The 20,703-nt window shown below is 38.8% G+C and carries 14 protein-coding genes and 1 pseudogene; 6 read left to right on the plus strand and 9 right to left on the minus strand.

All coding sequences use genetic code 11. The features are described 5' to 3' along the window. Window positions 1–202 precede the first annotated feature (202 nt). Window positions 203–1,633 (plus strand): Si-specific NAD(P)(+) transhydrogenase, encoded by a 1,431-nt coding sequence (gene sthA / locus PING_RS00660; RefSeq protein ID WP_011768551.1) that lies wholly within the window; start codon window positions 203–205, stop codon window positions 1,631–1,633. A 96-nt stretch (window positions 1,634–1,729) separates the two neighbouring features. Here the strand turns inward: sthA and nudE are convergent, their stop codons facing one another. Continuing rightward, a complete protein-coding gene (gene nudE, locus PING_RS00665; RefSeq protein WP_011768552.1) occupies window positions 1,730–2,287 on the minus strand; it encodes an ADP compounds hydrolase NudE in 558 nt (185 codons plus the stop codon). Between the two features lie 1,223 nt (window positions 2,288–3,510). On the opposite strand from nudE, the gene PING_RS00670 reads away from it, so the two are divergent. The 3 genes from PING_RS00670 (at window position 3,511) to PING_RS00680 (ending at window position 9,440) form a co-directional block, all read left to right on the plus strand. Continuing rightward, window positions 3,511–4,773: a hypothetical protein gene (locus PING_RS00670; RefSeq protein ID WP_041765711.1), complete on the plus strand. Its 1,263-nt coding sequence runs from the start codon at window positions 3,511–3,513 to the stop codon at window positions 4,771–4,773. A gap of 124 nt (window positions 4,774–4,897) precedes the next feature. Further along, a complete protein-coding gene (locus PING_RS00675; protein WP_011768554.1) occupies window positions 4,898–5,974 on the plus strand; it encodes a hypothetical protein in 1,077 nt (358 codons plus the stop codon). A 208-nt stretch (window positions 5,975–6,182) separates the two neighbouring features. Continuing rightward, window positions 6,183–9,440 carry a hypothetical protein gene (locus PING_RS00680; RefSeq protein ID WP_041765714.1) on the plus strand — a complete coding sequence of 1,086 codons (3,258 nt, stop codon included), beginning with the start codon at window positions 6,183–6,185 and terminating at the stop codon, window positions 9,438–9,440. A gap of 557 nt (window positions 9,441–9,997) precedes the next feature. On the opposite strand, the pseudogene PING_RS00685 reads toward PING_RS00680, so the two are convergent. After that, window positions 9,998–11,224: pseudogene (locus PING_RS00685) on the minus strand (IS110 family transposase). Between the two features lie 179 nt (window positions 11,225–11,403). On the opposite strand from PING_RS00685, the gene PING_RS00690 reads away from it, so the two are divergent. Both PING_RS00690 and PING_RS00695 read left to right on the plus strand, forming a co-directional pair. Continuing rightward, window positions 11,404–11,775: a transposase gene (locus tag PING_RS00690; protein WP_049752935.1), complete on the plus strand. Its 372-nt coding sequence runs from the start codon at window positions 11,404–11,406 to the stop codon at window positions 11,773–11,775. Between the two features lie 317 nt (window positions 11,776–12,092). Continuing rightward, complete coding sequence (locus PING_RS00695; RefSeq protein WP_011768556.1) at window positions 12,093–12,515, plus strand: universal stress protein; 423 nt, start codon at window positions 12,093–12,095, stop codon at window positions 12,513–12,515. Window positions 12,516–13,395: 880 nt separating this feature from the next. On the opposite strand, the gene PING_RS00705 is transcribed toward PING_RS00695, so the two are convergent. The 7 genes from PING_RS00705 to PING_RS00735 all read right to left on the minus strand — a co-directional run bounded on the left by PING_RS00705 (window position 13,396) and on the right by PING_RS00735 (window position 20,664). Then, complete coding sequence (locus tag PING_RS00705) at window positions 13,396–13,902, minus strand: YgjV family protein (RefSeq protein WP_011768557.1); 507 nt, start codon at window positions 13,900–13,902, stop codon at window positions 13,396–13,398. Further along, the gene (locus tag PING_RS00710) at window positions 13,895–14,587 is read right to left on the minus strand and encodes a hypothetical protein (RefSeq protein ID WP_011768558.1); all 693 of its coding nucleotides are present in this window, start codon (window positions 14,585–14,587) and stop codon (window positions 13,895–13,897) included. Before PING_RS00710 ends, PING_RS00705 begins: the two co-directional genes overlap by 8 nt. A gap of 159 nt (window positions 14,588–14,746) precedes the next feature. Beyond that, entirely contained in the window at window positions 14,747–15,373 is a 627-nt protein-coding gene (locus PING_RS00715; protein ID WP_011768559.1) for a bifunctional 4-hydroxy-2-oxoglutarate aldolase/2-dehydro-3-deoxy-phosphogluconate aldolase, read from the minus strand. Next, on the minus strand, window positions 15,370–16,338 hold the full coding sequence (locus PING_RS00720; protein WP_011768560.1) for a sugar kinase: 969 nt from the start codon (window positions 16,336–16,338) through the stop codon (window positions 15,370–15,372). The genes PING_RS00715 and PING_RS00720 overlap by 4 nt, the downstream gene beginning before the upstream one ends. Beyond that, window positions 16,338–17,759 carry a glucuronate isomerase gene (gene uxaC / locus PING_RS00725; protein WP_041765717.1) on the minus strand — a complete coding sequence of 474 codons (1,422 nt, stop codon included), beginning with the start codon at window positions 17,757–17,759 and terminating at the stop codon, window positions 16,338–16,340. Before uxaC ends, PING_RS00720 begins: the two co-directional genes overlap by 1 nt. Before the next feature lie 58 nt (window positions 17,760–17,817). Next, window positions 17,818–19,281, minus strand: coding sequence for a fructuronate reductase (locus tag PING_RS00730; protein WP_011768562.1), 1,464 nt, complete (start codon window positions 19,279–19,281; stop codon window positions 17,818–17,820). A 75-nt stretch (window positions 19,282–19,356) separates the two neighbouring features. Continuing rightward, on the minus strand, window positions 19,357–20,664 hold the full coding sequence (locus tag PING_RS00735; protein WP_011768563.1) for a TRAP transporter large permease: 1,308 nt from the start codon (window positions 20,662–20,664) through the stop codon (window positions 19,357–19,359). Between the last annotated feature and the right edge of the window lie 39 nt (window positions 20,665–20,703).

Below are 20,703 nucleotides of genomic sequence, written 5' to 3' on the forward strand. Positions count from 1 at the left end.
TTGAGATATTAACGTTAAAAATAGCATGATAAATCACTTAAATCCTCTTTTTATTTTTCATTTTCCCATCTGCAAAGTAAAACTTTTATATTTATTTTCTTTAACTATTGTATAGCGCACGATTTGTTGTTGGAATGTGTGACAAATGACAGTAATTTGTTAACATAATCTGTTTTTCGTCCACCCGAACCCGAGGTCCATCATGTCCACAGTAAAAGATACAACAGTTAAACCTAAACACGATCATTATGATGCTATTGTTATTGGTAGCGGTCCGGGTGGAGAGGGTGCTGCAATGAAGCTTGCTAAGGGAGGCTTGCGCGTTGCTATTGTAGAAAAATATAAAGATATCGGCGGGGGCTGTACCCATTGGGGAACCATTCCTTCCAAGGCGTTGCGTCACAGTGTCAGCCAACTTATTGAATTAAAGAAAAACCCATTATTTCTTACCAATTACCCTCAGAATAAAACATTTACTTTTAGAGACGTTTTGACTCATACACAAAGTGTGATTGCCAAGCAGGTAACGATGCGCAGTGGTTTTTATAATCGTAACAATTGCAGTTTATATTTTGGTGGTGCTAACTTTGTTGATAAAAACACTGTTTTAATTACCAAAGATGATGGCACAACAGAAACTATTACTGCCAAAGATATTATCATTGCCACGGGATCGCGCCCTTATCGCCCTGCAGACATTGACTTTACTGCGGCCAATATTTACGACAGTGATACCATTCTTGCCTTAGACCACCATCCGCAACACATTGTGATTTATGGGGCAGGTGTTGTGGGTTGTGAATATGCTTCGATATTCAACGGGTTAGGCGTCAAAACAGACTTAATTAATACTCGGGATAGTTTACTGTCATTTTTAGATACAGAAATGTCCGATGCACTTTCCTATCATTTTAGAAATTCAGGCATGATCCTGCGCCATGATGAAGAATATGAAAAAGTGGAAAGTACAGAGGAAGGGGTTGTGATCCACTTGAAGTCGGGTAAAAAGATGAAAGCTGACTGTCTGCTATATGCTAATGGACGCACGGGTAACACGGATAAATTAGCCTTAGAGAATATTGATCTAAAACCCGATCCCCGAGGACAGCTCACCGTCAACGAACATTATCAAACCGGGGTCGATAATATTTATGGACTTGGGGATATCATTGGTTATCCAAGCCTTGCCAGTGCCGCTTATGATCAGGGCCGGATTGCAGCCCACTTTATATTAACCCAAGAGGGTAAGAAAAAACTGATAAAAGATATTCCAACGGGTATTTATACTATTCCGGAAATTAGCTCCGTAGGTAAAACTGAACAGATGTTAACCCAGCAAAAAGTTCCCTATGAGGTGGGACGTGCACTGTTTAAAGATTTAGCACGTTCACAAATTTTAGGCTCAGAGGTAGGCAGTTTAAAAATACTCTTTCACCGCGAAACAAAAGAGATATTAGGAATTCATTGTTTTGGCGAGCGGGCAGCTGAAATTATTCATATTGGACAAGCTATCATGGAACAAAAAGGGGAAGGGAATACCATTGAGTATTTTGTTAAGACGACCTTTAACTATCCAACCATGGCAGAAGCTTACCGTGTGGCAGCTTTGAATGGTCTAAATAGATTGTTTTAGTGCTTCTTTCTGTCAATAACTTATTGTTATAGAAGCGCTTATAAATTATTTTAAAACCCATAAAGAATAATTATTTATGGGTTTTAATGCCCATCATCAGGCTTCGTTAAGCGCTTTTAAGGTCAATAATAACGCAGATATTCCTCGCGCCTCCTGAAAATCATCCCTGGCTAATAATTCATCTACTTTATTTAATGGCCATTTTATTACTTCTAACGGCTCTGGTTCGTCACCCTCGAGCTTTTCGGGGTAAAGATCAAATGCCATAAACAGGGTCATCTCACTGCTGAAATAACTGGGTGCCATGGTTACTGTTTTAAGTTTTTGTAACCTTTTAGCCCCAAAACCTATTTCCTCCTTTAATTCTCTATTCGCTGCTTGTTCAGCAGTTTCACCAGAATCGATAAGCCCTTTTGGAAAACCTATTTCATAGGAATGTGTGCCCGCAGCATATTCTCTTATAAGTAGAAGAGTTTGAGGATCGTAAAATGGAACAATCAGTACAGCGCCCTTATGGTAACCCTGCATACGTTCAAATTCTCGTTGCTGACCATTACTAAATTTCAGTTGCAGCGCTTCAATTTTAAAAAATCGACTACTCGCAACTAGACTGCGCTTGAGTATTTGAGGTAATGTTGGTGATGATTGACTCATGTAAACTCTCTTTAGCCAATGAATAAGATGTTATCTTACAAGTAACTGCCAATTAATTACAACCTATTGAGGTATTTTATGCATCTTGCACTAGAGGTCGACACAGTCTTACTAGACATGGATGGAACATCCCTCGGAACATGACTCTTAATTTTGTATGTTGGAGGTGGGACGTGAAAATAAACAAGTAAAAACAAAATGATAGAGTGAAATATGAATTATTAAAACATTCATTTTTAGCCATACACTTTTTCTTCCCGTTATTTTTGATTATTACCGAAAAATAACATACGAAATCCTTTCTATTTACACGCATTATCTTTGAGCTACACACTAATATTTAGTTGTTGGCTATTTCACTTTGGCTCATACCTATTTTATTTAAGGAGTATATCTGACATCGTTGTTCATAGGTTAGTTGTTTCTATGTTTGTAGTAGTCAAGTAAAATTAGCCACGGATTTGTAGGTTTCTAAATTGCTTTTGGGCGTTTGCGACTTAACTTTCTAGCTCGGTTTGGGGCACAAAGCGCCCTAGAGAAATTTACAGCTATACACAAAAGAGGCTACCATTTGGTAGCCTCTAAAAATGCATCTAACGGGTATTATGGTAAATGCAGAGATACGGATAAGGCGCTTTCGCCCCCATTGCGCCTTACAAATTAAAAAATAGTGACCAAATTTATTTGTCACTATTTAGCTCACTTCCGGGAATTAGCGTGCATAGGAATTTTTATTAGCAGAGGCACTTTGATGATAGAGGCCTGAGGAAATTATGGATAATAGTGATTTCAGAATCAGACAGACCACCTGGTTTTAGCCGTGTTTTTAATTCGGTACGGATTGATTCAATAAAAGGGGAACTTGGCATATTTACTCTCCTTATATATGGCTGTTTTTATATACAGATATAATTCATATAAAGGGTTTTGCCACTTTTATTGCACATGATATGAATACTTTATGCACAAGTTTCACATCATTAATACATTAACTTGTTGAAAAAAATCAGTTAATTTTTTTTAGTTTGCACTTATAGAGATCTCTATAAATGCAAATGCGTCATTTCTCGAACATTAAATGTCAATTTACAATCATGATCTGGGTCTATCTAACTGTTTTATAAGTCTGTTATTATATATTTAATATCAACAAATGAAATTTTAAATGTGTATTAGTGAGAATGCAGACTAATACACATTTAGCACTCAAAAAGGAAACGTACGTGATAGAAGAAGTGTTAGAAGAAATACAAAATCAGTATTTTGGATCTGGTAACTTTAATGGAATGCCTATCTATCGTTTAGCTGATAATTTTGATATTGAAAGTGATGGTTTTCGTTCTGCAATAAGAGCTGGAATTGAAAATGAAATAATTACCGCAACATTCCACGGAAATACCCATATCAGAGCGTTTTCAGGTTTTAAAAAAGAGCAACTCCTCGAATGGTTTGATAGTGAAAAGTATCCGGCTCATATTTGCCTATATCCTCATCAGAACGTGCTGAAAGGCAGCAAACTTCTAGATAAATATAAAGATTCACCTTATGAATTAGAACTAGCTAAAGGTGCCGGACAACTTGATTATCGAACATTTGATTTGTCTGTTCTTGAATATTATCGGAATGATCCGCGTTATTCATATGAGACAGACTTCATTCATGGTTCTATATCGATTGAAAGTGAATACTTTGAGTCTGAGTTGGTTCCTGAAAGTGATCAAATTCTATTAAAAACATTTGGTTTTGCTTACGACAAAGATTTTGGACGTTACGTTGCTGTTTTTATTAGATACTTATCTGACTTGAGTCCTGAACATCAAAAAGTGTGGGCTGCAAAAGAAATTAAAGGCGATATAAAGTTACATCCTGATTATTATGCTTCAAGCATCCAAGGCTCTTGGGGAACTAAAATATCGATATTTCAAGCTTTTGTTGAAGAGCTTGAATTGATAAATAAAATGAGCAAATTAATTGGCAAGCCAGAACTATTCAGAAATTCGTATTGTGCTCAAAGACCAGTAGAGTTTGGATTTTTATTGAGGCCAACTGTATCTGAATTTAATGATTTTGTGTTATTAATCGATAAGATGATGTCTGACAATATTAATAAAAAATTCTTTGAAGATGATGTACCTACCGAGTCAGATGAAGAAAGAGATGATGGTAAAATAATTGTTAGAGCAAAGGGCACGATCCAAATTTTAGAATCTTGGGTAAACAAGTACTTCCACCCTCAAGATCCAGAGCCAATTGATCAAATGATGATGACTTTCAAGAAAGTACGAAGATTACGGCAACAGCCTGCACATAAAGTGAATACAAATGTATTTGATCAGGGTATTTTTAAAAAGCAAAGAGAGCTTGTTATAGACGCTTATGATGCTGTAAGAACACTTCGTATGATTCTTGCGAATCACCCCAATGTTAAGAATAATCCGCCAGATATAAACGAAAGGTTATTTAAAGGCGAAATTTGGGATATATGAGTGCTAACAAGGCAATTAAATCGGACGTTTTGGTCTTGTCACTGTTTTTGCAAAAAGCCGCAAAAACACCGCCAATCCTAAACGCCGTTTATTGCTGGCGTTATGTTCTTCTGGAGTATATGTAATGAACGATGGAGTAGGCCGCAACCATTTGGGGGAACTCACAATAAATAATATTGTTCTGAAGTCATTTGATATTGTTCCAAATTCATTTACTGATATGCAACAAATGAATGAATCAAATAAAGTTAAAGTCCGATTATTTAACATCCAGAGTAATATTATTCGTAATGATGAAAGAATTGAATTAGAAATGATCAATTCAGTCAAGAATGAGACATTTCTAGTTGTATTTGGTGGATGGATACCTTGCGCATTTATCAAAAGCAACACGATACTATATGCGGATAGAAATGTTATAACTGAAATTACAACTAGATACAAAGGCGGAATAAAAAAAAGTGATAAAGCTCTCGATTATTTTGATAGCATTTTTTTACATAATAAGAGTGTAAGTATAGATATTTCAGCTTTTGTAATAGAGGCAAATGAACGTAAAATACCAACGAATGAATTAATTAATCAGCAAGTGGCGAGTGTAAAAGAGTCACTTAAACGGGCACTGCCAAATCTTAAAATTGCTAATTATCCTGGTGGGAATAGTTATTATCATGATTTGAAGGATTTATTAGAGCCAATCATGAAAAAACGAATGGCTTTTCTGCAAGAAGTTACACCTAAGCTGAATAGACAATTCACTGCAAAGTCGAGAAAAGAAGCTGTTAATGTTGTCTTTAAAGCTGCTAAGAAAGCCCAATTAAGTAAGAATGATCTAGTAATTGTTTTAGCATTACTAAGAGTTACAATGATTGGTAAAAAAACAGCTGCACAATTAGTGTTAAAGGATGCTCAAAATTACACTGAAGATATGGCTTATAATGCAGTCTGTGATTTGTCCACAATCGAAGTATTGATTAATATGCACAATTCCCATGAAAAAGAAGATAAAAGTAATTACAACGTAGCTTTAATCACAAAAGATAAAGGCTTGTCCTTATTTTCAGCTTTGCTTTCTAATACAAAAATTAATGGTAGTGATGGCGATAATCTACAAGTAACGGCAAAGTTAACTTCCTCCATATTTGGTGATGATGAAGATTTGCTGAATACTTATGAAAAGTGGCTAAAAGGAGAGTATTAAGGTTTCTAAATGAATCACACAAACATAACAAAGCACTTAAACGTAACTAAAACAGTGGATTACGTTTCGCTTCGCTCCACGTTATAACCCACGATTTTAGTCTGCTTAGTGCGGCGTTATAGGGCTGTTTCTCGCAGATAAGTACACTTCACATACTTCATTCTTCAATGCAATGGATCTTGAATGTTTGAATATAAATGGATGTTATATGACTGAAAAATCAGATTCAAAATTTTCGCCAAAATCATTCCTTAAATCTAGAAGGCCAGAACGTTTTTCTGATTCGGTGATAAGGGAAGTCGGAAGGCTGGATCGCTCAGCTTTGGAGCATCAGCTATCTACTCTCAATAAAAGAAATATGGAATTGGCATTTGAGGATTTTTCAAAGCAGCTTTGTGAAAAAATAATATGTCCAAATTTGCTCGAACAAACAGGTCCAGTTGCGGGTGGGGATGGAAAAGTTGATACGCAAACCTTTCCTGTATCAGAGCAAGCAAAAGTTCTTTGGTATCTTGGTCTTAATGAAAAGTCCGATGAAGAGCGTTGGGCTTTTGCTGTTAGTACACAAGAAAACTGGAAAGCAAAGTGTAGAAAAGATGTTAGAAAGATAAAGGCTACTGATCGTAATTACACAAAAGCCTTTTGTGTGACTAATATGTATGCAAAAGCAAATCAGCGCAGCGATCTAGAGGATTCCTTATCTGAAGAAACTGGCATTGATGTAAGAATATTAGATATATCCTGGATACTTGATCAAATTTTTAAAAATGGCTATGAAAAGTTAGCTATTGATACGCTATCCATTGATATAGATTGGCGAAGGGAAGTCGAGATTGGTGCTAGTGACTATTCAAAAAATCTTCGCTTACAAGAGCTTAAAAAGGATATCAGAGAAAAGGTTAATACCAGTAAAATTCTTCCTCATCAATTAGATTGGATACTTGAAGAAGCTGTTATTTCAAAAGAGCTTGAACATCCACCTATAGAAACACAAGGGCTTTTTGATAGAGCTGTCAGAGCGTCAAAACGACATGGAACGAAATACCACTTATTTGATGCACATTATCAATACGCATGGGCGTCTTATTGGTGGTATGAAGATATGGCGTTGTATGAGGAGAACTTACTAGAATGTATTGAAATAGCAAAGGATTTAGAGCAATCAGGGAAATGGGGTGATGTCGTTTCTCTACTTGGGCTTTATTCAGGTTATTATCGAGGTAATAAAGAAAAGTTCCAAAATATAGTGGCACCGATTCAGGTTGAAATTCAAAAAATTCTCTTAAAGCAATCTTTAAGAGATGAGCGACCAAGCAATTCTCTTATGTCTCGTGCTTATATTGAATTAATAAACTTACATGCAATTGAAAATATAAATGAAGCATCGGATATATTCTCTTCGCTTCTTTTAGTTATAAAAGAGAGTGGCTACCTTGTGGGCTTTCCATTCAACGAACTTTATAGCTTAGTAACTGAACTTGATGGTGTTTTCGGTGATATAGCTAGTTATGAGGCTTTGTTAGACTACTTTACCGAACAAGCATCCAGTCGTGATGGAGAGGCTAAAGGTGCATTGCTTTGGTTAAAAAGAGGCACGCGACGTTTGGAGTCTGGTGAGCCATATCAGGCTATAACACTTATTGGGAAATCGCTTGCTGGGCTTTACAAAAAGGAAACAAAGAAGGATCTTTATGCTGCTTTAAATGTTTTATCACAGGCTTATCAAGAAGTTGGCTTGCTTTGGGCTTCACGTGCCAATTTATTATTGGCAGCTTCAATTGTCACAGATGATTATTGGAGAAGTGGAGATCTTATTGTAGCTCAGGTTTATATTTATACCCGCCTAGCCAAAATTGAACTTCAACTTGGCCGATTAAATTATGCACTTGCATGGTGGAGACTGGCGTGTGTAATTGACGCCAATGTTGAGGAATCAGTTATATCAGAAAGAGAATCGCAAGGTTTTGATGGGTTCCTTTCTCAATGTTTTTTGAATACTAACCACGAGAGATTAAACCTATTTAGTAAATTACCTGATTTGTTAGATGACTACCAATTGTTTGTTAGCCGATTAATGTTATTACACGCTTTAGGTTATGAGGAGGTTGTTGAAAATGAATATGAACTAAATATTGACCAAGAATATCTTGATTACCTTAAAATCGTTAGGGATGCAGATTTAGGGGCCCTAGTGCCAAATCTTATAGTTTGTGAAGGTAGGTATAGTCATTTAAAAGGTTCTGTTATGGGTTGTAAAATAGAAATTTCCTTCCCTTTTCGAAGCCCATTGGTAGAGCTTGCAGAAACACTTCTCTCCGTAATAGAAGGATTCTTTTCAACCTGCATTGTCGGTCAAGCAATGGTTTTTGAGTCAAAGCTTCATATTGAAATTACAGCTGATGATGACGATGAAATAGCTGTATCTCACGAAATTGATACTTCTGGTTCAATTTTAAAGATGGAAGTACTCTGCTCTTCTTTTACGCCAGACATGCTAAATATTTTGGGGCAGAATGAAATACAAAAATGGCTTCACCATTTTGTGATTGAGGTATTTGCTCACATAATGAGGCCAAAAAATCCTGAAGTAACATTGGAGTCAATGCTGGGTAATGATAAAGCACTGGAGCGTTCAGTTTCTTTTGGTGCCTGTTTTGTAGGTTTACAGAATGTTATGGGTAATAGTGCGGTTAACGATATTAAGGAGCTTTTTTTAGATAAACAACTAAAAGATTATACTTTGAAACGCCCTGAGCCATGGGATAAAGACTTTCCAAAAGAAAGTGCTGTGAATAATTCATTTTCTGATTACAAACCTGGTAAAGGTGAGCCGCCAGAGGGATTAATTGATAATGAAAAGTTGTCACATAAGGATATGAAAGTTCAGAGTTTGATTAAAGTTAGGCTGTGGGACAGAACAACTTGGTGTGGAACGGGTTTCGCTATTTATCCAAATAGCACGCCTGAGCTAATTCTCTTATTTAAAGACGAAAAAGCAGCTCAATTAATTTTTGATGATCTTGAAATTGAAGTTGGAAAGGAGGATAAATCTAATAGACTTAAAATATCAATTGTTCGGCACATTGATAAAATGTCACCAGCGCATTATAGAGTCTGCATCAGTGAGAATCATTCATTTGATGAAAGTAAAATAATTCAAATGGTTGCTAGAAAAAACACTATGACGCCTTCAACTAGTGATAATCTTGATCGCTTTTTGGCGGCTTATAAAGCCTGCAACTATTTCATAATGAGTTATGGAATAGTTGAAAACGAAGTGCTTTTACCTCCTTCTTCAAATAATCGAAAAATGATCAAAAAGTTCGATATTACAGTTGTGGATGCATGGGAAGTTGGACCGAATGATATTGAAATAATGGCAATAGATAGAAACGATAATCCAATAATTCCTAAGGGAATAGAAAATCCTCCAATTTTAGAGGCTCTCAAGAGGAAATTCGTCTAATGAGTCCCTATAACAAGGCGCTGCTACGGAAAACTTACTCGCTTTCACTCTCAAATTTCCGCAGAGCGCAGCGTTAATGCAGTCTCTTACAAAAGCTAGTTATAAGGATAGATAGGTCTTTACGCTCGGTCTTGGGAGAAAGCGAGCGTAAATGGGGGGTGGTTTCAACAGATAAATAGTGCAAAAGCTCTAAGGCGCTATGTGCCCCTTTGCGACTTAGAAACCTGCAAATTTATAGCTCTTTGGATGTGCACAAAATACCTATTATGGTAAATAACGATTTTTTATCGTATAAATAACAGCTTCATTGATAAATAAGTATAAAACACTCAAAATAGACAACCAATCAATCGATATCCGCCTTAAAATCACAATCTAAAAATAATCATGGAATCGTGAATATTTAATGATTAACATGCTATTCTCATTTTGGCTCTTTTCCAAGACCAAATGGCTAAATGTTCCTATTTTCTTTCTTACTGGATTGTTTTTTGTGGATGTTAACAGGAGCGGTTTCTAAGGCGCTTCACGCCCTGAGGATTAGTTCAAGCTTTTCCTCAGTCTAATAATGGTGAACCACGATCTTTTAATGCCCTTAAATAACGTACTTCATTATATGGCTTGCTATCCTGCCAACACCTATAAACTATTCTGATCCATTTAAATGCAAGGGCGCGAACAGCCGCTTGATGTGAACTACCCAATTCTCTTTTGTTAAGATAAAAAATCTTAGCCCAATACGAACTATAAATTGAATGAGAAGCCCATTCGATAAATATTTGCCTTACAAACTTAGGCATTGCCAACGGCAATGTACCTATGATTTTTTACCACTATGCTCTGTGACTGGTGGTATTCCTGCATATTGTTGTAACTGTTGAGCAGAAGAGAATCTGTCTCTTTGCTCACCGAACGCGCTTAACAACCAGGCAGAAAGGCAAGCTCCTGCACCTGGTAGAGTAATAAATAATTTGGCGTCAGGCAGTATTTTCATTAACTCAGCGGTTTTATGATCGAACAGCTTTATGTTTTTCATTACACATATAATTCGCTCTGGTAAAGCGGTTATAAACATAGAATGAGTCTCAATAACCGCTTCATCCTCAGTAAGTGGCATTGCTTCTTTTATGGCATTGACGCGCTTAGTAATTTTTTGGGCATGACATAATAGTTGATACGAAAAAAGTCCTCTAGAGTATCTTTGTGGGCTCTCTGATCTTGCTGAATAGTAGGCCAACGAGTCATGAATCGACAAAATATACGGGAGTCTTTTTAGGGAACCATTCAACAGCTTGAGGAAAATACTGTTTTAATGTGTCGATAGTTTGGTTAACTGCTCGTTGCTTTTCATCTACTAATTTCCTTCTTTGTTCAACAAGATACGTAAGCTTTCGCATGTCAGTAGTTTGAGGCTTTAGCGGTTTGAATTTATCAGGATAGCGAAGCATTAATTCTAATGCGAGTTCTGCGTCAGTGGGATCATCTTTTGATCTACTAGGTTTAAAGGCGGTTCTATATTTAGCTAAAGTCGTCGGGTTAACTGGGATTAACACAATAAAATCATACTGTAGCAAAGCATAAACAATTGGGCCTTTTCTGAGTTCAACTGCAACTGCGATAGGGCCGCCAAATCGTTTTTTAAGATTGTTAGCCCATGTATCAATATTCTTAGGCTTGTGTTTGATAACGGAGAATTCTCGTTTGTTTGTAGCAAGCTATTGCAAAAAAATATCATGTTTATCATTTACCCAATCAATACCAACAAACGCACGATATAGATTTATTTCTAAATGAGTATTCATAGTACCTCCAAAAAGTGAAAGAAAGAGCATGCGTTCTCAAACTCTTCGAAGGCAATATAATGAGTATTGTTAGCAAGCCCTGAGTATTCGTTAGTGAGTTCATGTCTATATATCAGTATTAACCATATTTGTAGACAACTCATATTATATGGCGAGCTCAAATGGAAGATATATTGACACTTTATGCTGAACCCACCAATGCCTTATATCCAGTGGTTACAGAAGCGAGCAAAATATGTGTAGTTATGGATGATTTTGGCACGCATAAGCCAAGCGCGCTATATAAAGCTTATCCACCGGAGGAAGCGAGAAGAATACTCAATAAACTGGAATTTCATTACACGCTAAAGCACGCAAGCTGGTTTAATATGGTGGAAATAGAGATCGGAGTTATGAGCAAACAGTGTTTGGATCGGCGCATCCCGGACATGGATACGTTAAAGTTTGAATTATCTGCTTGGGAGTCAAAACGCAGTGAGGCAAAAGAAACGATAAACTGGATGTTCGATGTATGCCGCACGGTCAAAGCTTAACAAAGCGTACGGTAACGTCAGGGAATCAACTCATCAAAATTAATTGGAAGCTGTACTAGCTATCCGGAGGATAATGATATGTGCCAATATATTGAGTTCGGTTTTCCTGATTATTATAAGCTGGGCATTGTGACTAAATAAATTATTTTTTAGTGCTAATATTATATAAAAGGTATTCAACAGGTTATCTAAACTTTTTAGTCTTTTATCTTGTAAAGGGGGTAAATGCCAAACTGATCCGGTGTTGTTATAGAGAGTGATTAAGCCGTCGGATTAAAAGATGTTTTTTTATTAATAGGGTTAATTGTGAGGACGCTATGAGCTATAAGCATATATTAGTCGCTGTTGATTTATCTGAATCCAGCGAAAAAGTAATCAATAAAGCTGTCTCGTTAGCTAAAGATGCAAAGGCTAACCTTTCATTAATTTTTGTTGATGATATTGCTAACATAGGGGTTGTAACTATAGAAGTTGCACCTCTACCTTCGGTTGAGGAGAGAGAAAAAAAATTAAAAGGTGAATTGCAGGAATTAGCTGATAAGGCTGATTATCAGTTTGACAATATCATAGTTGTGACGGAGGATTTGAAGAATAAACTTGTAGCAACAGTTAAAAAAATGAATATTGATTTATTGGTTTGCGGCCATCACCGTGATTTCTGGAGTCGACTATTATCTTCTGTGCGTAAGCTGATCAATTCTGTGGCTGCTGATCTATTGATTGTTAATCTCGATGAATAAGTAGCAGATCTTGTTCTATTTTGATGTGTGGCGGCTGCGTTTCACTGTGAGTCATGAAATCAATAAAAACGGATATTGTTTTTTTTTCCTAAGAAAGCACGTTCATTTTATTTTTAATGATGACGATGCCAACAAAGATAACTGCGAGGTAATGCTGCTGGAGCATAGGAGTCGTATTGCCTAAAGCATTTGGTTCGGCTAAAACAGCTTAAAGTTTCTCTAGCTTCTGCAAGCTGTTTTTCCAATTCTTAAATATTGATCTTGATCCTATATTAATTGTATTTTGGTGGTGGTATATAATGTTCGCGTTCTATTCGTAAAGATACTTTTTAGTAATATTTTACTTTTTAAACCATCTAAGATTAATAGAGGTTACTTTGTTTAAAGGTAATTTAAATCGATAGGAAATTAGAAGAAAATATGAATCAGTATATTAATGAACTTACTTGGGGTGATCATAATATACCTCATCGCTTATGGGTTAAAAAATGTGATAAGGATGGTATTTGTTTGCACTTAAAGGTGATGAAAGATATTGAACCTGAAATCTTTTTTTAGATTTACCTGTCAGCCAGCAGCAAATAATGGAAGCTTGGCAGGGAAAAGTATCACCAATTTCCGATGAATTTAATGATAGAAGGCTGTATTCTCAAGTAAGAAGCTTACTTAATTTACCGCAAGGTTGTGTTATTTGTATTGTGAATTATATTCAGATGCCGAGCGGATAAAAATGTCGGCAGATAAATTGGCATTTATACCTGAAATGAAACAAGAACATGGTTTATTAGTTGCTATATAGGCATGTTTTTAATTTTTCGGCAATACATGTCCACATAAATAATATGGATATATTTGTGCATGTCACGTCTGTGATGACAATTCAGGCGGAGAGCTGTTTGGAAGTACGATACATTTTATAGGTGGTTAATATGTTCACCATAATAAAGGTCGCTTCCATCATGATGCCGCCAATCGAACCTAATAATAAATTATTTGTTAGCCAACAAAATGAATTAAATAGAATTAATAAACGCATATGAATACCTTGGGCTTTAAACAAAGCCCAGGTAGCGACTGAGGCTCCAAATATAGTCAATATTTCATAGCTATGCTCAACATTGGGTAATCCCATCAGCCATAATAATCCAATAAAAAACCACATTACGTGACTGGATTGCGTTCGAGTTGATACGTAACTACGTAGTGCACTTATTCCACAGCCAATGGCGGCAGTAACTGCACCCATTAAGATAAAATGGGAACAGAGAAAAATTTGAAAAAGAGTGAGATGCAGTCGAAACTTATGCCCATCTTTATGCAAAAATGCTGTCGCACCGATTGAAAAAGCGACAAGGCCTATAGCTTGTGGAAAATCTAATTCAGGCATGCAGCTTTACTCTCTTTACAAGATAACGAAGGCACATTTCAGGGCTGGTTAATATTTCAAAGGTGTTTTTATGACAATACTGAGCCGCAGGAGCCATAGACGCCTGCGCTAATATCACAATACCCGGTTTAGTGGTGATCGCATTAATATATGCCGCGATGGTTCTAGCATACATTTCTGTATTACCGGCTGCATAATAAGACCAGGCTTTAGGGACTAGTTCAGTGTGAATGACTGGCAGCTTCTTTGGTTGAGTTGTTGCTTGATCTGAATGATTGTCGATTTTTGTTGCAGTATTCACAGAGTGCAATAATTCACTGGTAGGTGTCAAGGTGCTAGAAAGAGCAGCAAGTACCAATATAGTGTTATGTTGCATAGCGACTTCTGCCATTGGTCGATCAACACGAATTATCTGGGGAGAAATATTGGGTGTTTTTTCAGCTAAATCACCAATGGTAGAACAGGTACAAATAATGATATCCGCATTACCTGCTGAAATTTCTGTGATGCTTTGCTGTACGTCAGTGGCGATCTGCTCGGTTAAGCCATCTTTTATGGCGTTTTGTAATAAACGTTCGTTGGTAAAATGAGAAACTGTTACAGGAAGGTATTTCAGATATTTATCAATATATTGCTTAAAAAGTACTTCGTTGGCTTTAAGAGTGTGAAGAAATGCGATATTCATTAGTGAAGCTCTCTCTATAAATGTGTTCAAGTAATACTACTGTGGAGTAGTTAATCGTTAGATACTTGTCTGATTGATATTATTTACTGTCAGCGCTTACTGCCGCTAAAAGAAAGGCCTCCGATGGAAGCCTTAATAAAACGATGGCTGCTGTATTAATTATTTCACTAATTCGACCGCTTCGCGGGTTAAGCGTCCAATCTCATCCCATTGGCCATTATCAATAAGCTTTTTATCCACCATCCAGCTACCGCCGCAGGCAATAACACGATCGATAGCGAGATAATCATTAATGTTTGCGCTGTTAATACCCCCGGTTGGCATGATCTGAATCTGCGTATAAGGCGCCAGGAGGGATTTGAGCATGTTAATCCCGCCAGAGGCTTCAGCGGGGAAAAATTTGACTGTTTTCAGCCCCATTTCCAGCGCCGCTTCAACCGTACTTGGATTATTGACCCCGGGAATGATCGGAATATCTAATGCTTGGCAGGCACGCACTGTATTGGCATTAAATCCGGGAGAAACGATAAAGGTTGCTCCTGCGTCCTTTGCCGCTTGCGCCTGCGCTTTATTTAACACTGTGCCGGCACCGATTAGCATGTCGGGATAGGCTCGACGTAATAAGCGAATCGCTTCAACCGCGGCATCTGAGCGGAAAGTTATCTCGGCAACGGGCAGGCCATTGTCATATAATGCCTTACCTAATAGGAGAATATCTTCAGCGCGTTCAAGTGCGATAACCGGGATAACTTTAAGCGCGGCTAGTTGTTTGACAAGATTGCTCATTGTGTTGTTTCCTTGTTTGAGTTATTTGTAGCATTATAATCAATCGATTCCGTCGCAGAGGTGGGGATAATTGCCCCTTTATGCTGTATAACGATGGCGGCTAATTGATGTCCCTGCAGGGCTGATTCTCTCGGGCTTTTATCTGTTAGGTAACCGGCTAAGAAGCCTGCGTTAAAGGAGTCACCCGCTGAAGTGGTATCGATAACGTTTGTCACTGGGGTAGTCTTTATAAGCTCGGGTGTTTCGCTATTAAAATCTGTATACAAACAGCCGATTTCCCCCATCTTTAATACCACTTGTTTAACACCACTTTTTTGCAGGCGTAACATTATCTGTTGCGAGGAAGTATCACCCCAAAGGGTTGCTTCGTCATCATCGGTGACCAGCGCCAGATCGGTGTATGTTAATATTTGCTGGTAACAGTCACGCGCCTCCTGCGCATCTTGCCAAAGAGCCGGTCGGTAATTAGAGTCAAAGGCGATTTCAACCCCTTTGCTTGCTAGTGTTTGTAACAAGTCGACTAACTGCTGCCTATCTGCTGCGGGCAAAATGGCGAGACTAATACCGCTGACGTAGACCATATCAACCTCTGATAGATGGTCTGCTACCAATGGAAATTCATTATGTTGTAAAAGATAACGTGCAGCCGACTGATTGCGCCAGTACAAAAAGGTTCTTTCACCTTGCGTATCTAGCTGAATAAGATACAACCCGGGTTGGCGTGTTACATCTTTTAATACATAACGGGTATTAACCCCTTCTGCTTGCCAACGATTTAACATGCCTTCGCTAATAGCGTCTGTTCCTAATGCAGATACATAGTCAATGTTAACCGATTTACCTGCCGTTCGCGCCAAATACACGGCCGTATTGAGAGAATCACCACCATAGGTCTGCTGCATTGCGCCGAATGGACTGCCACTTAGCTCAATCATGCATTCGCCAATAATTGCGAGACGTTTCATCACTGCTCCCCAGGTAACTTGAAGTAGGTTTTAGCGTTGTTAAAAGCAACATCTTGTATCAGCTTACCAAGCATTGCTATATCATTTGGCGCTTCACCGTCCTCTACCCACTGACCAACCATATTACATAAAATACGACGGAAATATTCATGGCGAGTATAAGATAAGAAGCTGCGGGAATCGGTTAACATACCCACAAACTTGCTGAGTAACCCTAATTGCGATAGCTGCTGCATTTGGCGCTGCATACCGTCCTTTTGATCGTTGAACCACCAACCTGAGCCGAATTGAATTTTTCCGGCAATACCGCCACCTTGGTAGTTACCCATCATGGTAGCCAGCATTTCGTTATCACGAGGGTTTAAGCAGTAAAGAATAGTTTTTGGCAACTCATTAGTGATATCCATGGCATCAAGTAAAGCGCCTAATTGTAATGCAAAGGGTCGATCCCCAATTGAGTCAAAACCACTATCTGGCCCTAACAGCTTAAACATGCGGGTATTATTATTACGTTGTGCACCAATGTGCAATTGCATTACCCAGCCACGTTTAGCATATTGAGTGCCCAACCAAATCTGAACAGCAGTTGTAAATTGATCTATCTCTTGTTCGGTCAGTGTTTGCTGACTTAGACGGCGAGTTAAAATAGAATCAAGCGTTGATTCTACTGGTACTGTAGCGTAACGAACCACTTCAATACCGTGATCTGCTGCACGGCAACCATGAGCCGAAAAGTGCTCAATACGCTGCTCTAATGCACTGAGGAGATCAGAAAATCTGCCGATTTCAATGTCAGTTACTTCGCCTAACAGGCGCATATATTCACTAAAGCCTTCGATCTCAATTTTAAAAGCGCGATCCGGACGCCAGCTTGGTGCCACTTCAATATCACAGGCTGGATCTTCGGCAATAGCTTTGTGGTGCTCTAGGGAGTGAATAGGATCATCAGTTGTGCCAGCCATTACCACGTTCATTTTTTTCATTATGCCGCGAGCTGAAAATTCTGGCGTGGCAAGCATTTCGTTACACTCATGCCAGATAACTTCAGCGGTGTCGGGATTAAATAATTTTCCCGTTATGCCAAAGGGACGGCGTAATTCTAGGTGTGTCCAATGGTATAGAGGATTACCAAGTGTTTGCGGTACTGTTTTTGCCCATGCCATGTATTTTTCAAAATCAGAGGTATCTTTGCCTGTGATTAATGATTCGCTGATGCCTGCTGTACGCATGCCTCGCCATTTGTAGTGATCGCCTTCGAGCCACATTTGTCCAAGGTTATCAAATTGACGGTTATCGGCAACTTCCTGCGCATTTAAATGACAGTGATAATCATAGATAGGCATGTCTTTCGCGAAGTCATGGTATAAACGACGTGCTACATTATTGTTGAGAAGAAAATCTTCACATAGAAAAGCTTTCATAGATGACTCCATAAAAAATATCCCCAACGCCAATCAGCAGCGTGGGGATATCAAATATTTAAAGTGATGCGACGGCAGCGCGCGCGCCTTTTGTTACAATAAGCTGGTAAGCTTGTGTGACTTGCTCAACAAACTCATTATTTTGAATAAGATCAGTAGAAAAGACAGCTTCGATCCCTAATAACGCTTTAATCACAGAATTATTTTTGCCGTGTTGCTTATAAATAGCCTGAAACTGTTCGCGCATCGGGTCGCGGACATCAATTGCTTGACTTTTTTCGTCTTCACCGCTGATATAAACCATCCAACCCGCAATCCCCATGGCCAGCCATTTATAATCACTGCCATTGGCTAAATGAAAACGTAGGGAGCCACCCATACGTTGCGGAATTTTCTGACTTCCATCCATCGCAATTTGCCAAGTTTGGTGTTTTAAGCTTGGGTTGGTGAAGCGGTCAATCAACAAATTCGCATAGCCTTCTAAATCCGCCCCTTCAGGCATCTTTAATGACGGTGCTTGTGCTTTCATCATCATATCAAAAGCGGCTTTACGGTAATCTTTATTGGTCATGGTATCTGAAATATGCGCATAACCACCCAGGTAACCTAAGTAAGCTAAGAAAGAATGGCTGCCGTTAAGCATGCGCAGTTTCATTTCTTCAAATGGCACAACATCAGGTACAAACTCTGCTCCTACAAGGTTCCATTCTGGGCGGCCATTAACAAAGTTGTCTTCGATAACCCACTGTCTGAAAGGTTCGCAGGCAATCCCGCAAGGATCGTTAACGCCCAGTAAAGCCGCTATTTCAGATAATGTTTCAGCGGTTACTGCAGGGACAATTCGATCAACCATAGTGGACGGAAAAGTCACGTTAGCTTCAATCCAAGCCGCCAGATCTTTATCGACCAAGGCAGCAAAACCGAGCACTGAGGCGCGGGCAACATGGCCATTTTCCTGGACGTTATCACAAGACATGACAGTAAAAGGTTTGATGCCGCGTTCTTTTCTCATTCGCAGGGCTTCAACGATGTAACCGATGGCAGAATTTGGCTCTGCTGGATGACTTAAATCTGCTTTAATAAGCGCATTGTTTGCGTCTAAACGTCCCGTTGCAGGATCGGCACAATAGCCTTTTTCTGTGATTGTCATCGATACAATCGCAACTTGTTCTTCGGCCATTTTTTCAAGAACCGCTTGCTGGCCATCGAGTGTCGGGTGGAGCGATTCAACGACAGATCCCGCTATTTTTACAAGGGTAGCATCAGCGCCTTTTTCGGCAACGCTAAAAAGGTGGTCTTGGGCCCTAAGCTGTTTTATAAGCTCCTCACCACCAAAGAGGTTTATTTCACAAATCCCCCAGTCGCTACCTGTTTCTTCCAACATCTCGCTGGTAAATAACGCTTGGTGGGCACGGTGGAAGGCACCAAATCCTAAATGAACAATACGGCTATTAAGGGCTGTTCGATTGTAATTAGGACGTATTACTTGAGCGTTTATTTCTGAATTCGCTATGTTTTTCATATTATCTTTCCTGTGTTTATCGCGCCGATATATTTTCGACGAGGCATATATAAATTTATTGTTGAACAGATGATTTTAGTCACCGTAACCTAGAAATAACCTGGGTAAGTAAAGGCTTAGCTCAGGAATAAAGGTAACGGCCATAAGCGCAACAATTAGAGCAGCGTAGAAGGGTAATAAGGGTTTAATGACTTTATCAATGGATATTTTTGCAACAGAACAACCAATGAATAGCGCGCTGCCTACGGGGGGGGTACAAAGACCGATAGCAAGGTTAAAGGTCATCATTATGCCGAAGTGCACAGGGTCGATACCTAAGTCTAATGCAATAGGTAAAAAGATAGGTGTAAAAATAAGCACTGCCGGTGTCATGTCCATGAAGATACCGATGATTAACAAAATAACGTTAATAATCAAAAGTATAATCAATGGGTCATCCGAAACAGCAAGTAGCGCATCAGCAATCATGTAAGGAATATCACCGTTAGCCATGGCCCATGACATGCCCATTGAAGCGCCGATCAATAATAAAACAATAGAGGTCGTCACTGCTGATTCTAAAATAATCTTTGGCAGCTCGCTCAATTTGGCTTCACGGTAAAAAACAAATGCCAGTAAAAAGGTATAAACCACCGCGATTGCCGATGCTTCTGTTGCCGTAAAAATACCGGCTATGATACCTCCCATGATAATAATAACGAGTGTTAAAGAAGGGAGGGCTTTTAATGTAGTGTCAATAACTTCAGATAAGGGTGCTCTCGGCGCGAGAGGGTAGCCACGACGCTTGGAAATAAACCCGGCGACGCACATTAAGCTTAACCCCATAATTAGCCCTGGAATATAACCCGCCAAGAAAAGCGCCGCGATAGATGTCCCGCCGGAAACTAATGAAAATACAATCAAGGTATTACTTGGGGGAATTAACAAACCTGTCGGGCAAGAAGTGATATTGACCGCTGCAGAAAAATGTTCATCATAACCCTCTTTCTTTTGCAGTGGCGCCATTGTTCCACCTACTGCCGCCGCGGAGGCGACGGCTGAACCTGAAATTGAACCAAACATCATGTTTGCAATGACGTTAACGTGTGCAAGTGAACCAGGTAAGCGCCCTCCAAGCACTTTAGCCAGGTTTATCAGGCGGGTAGCAATACCTCCCTGATTCATTATATTACCCGCTAAAATGAAAAATGGGATAGCTAACAGAGCAAAGCTATCTAACCCGCTTGCCATACGTTGTGCTATGACAGCAATGGCAGGACCTGCTGGAAGGCTTAGCATTATAGTTGCAAGTGAAGATAAACCAATCGCAAACGAAACCGGCACACCTATGACGAGGAGCACAGCAAAACTCCCAAAAAGAGTAAGAATGATTTGCCATTCCATAAAAATATTCCTTAGTATTAACAAACGATGAGTGTTTAG

The organism is Psychromonas ingrahamii 37 (genome assembly GCF_000015285.1).
GTDB classification, from domain to species: Bacteria; Pseudomonadota; Gammaproteobacteria; order Enterobacterales; family Psychromonadaceae; genus Psychromonas; species Psychromonas ingrahamii.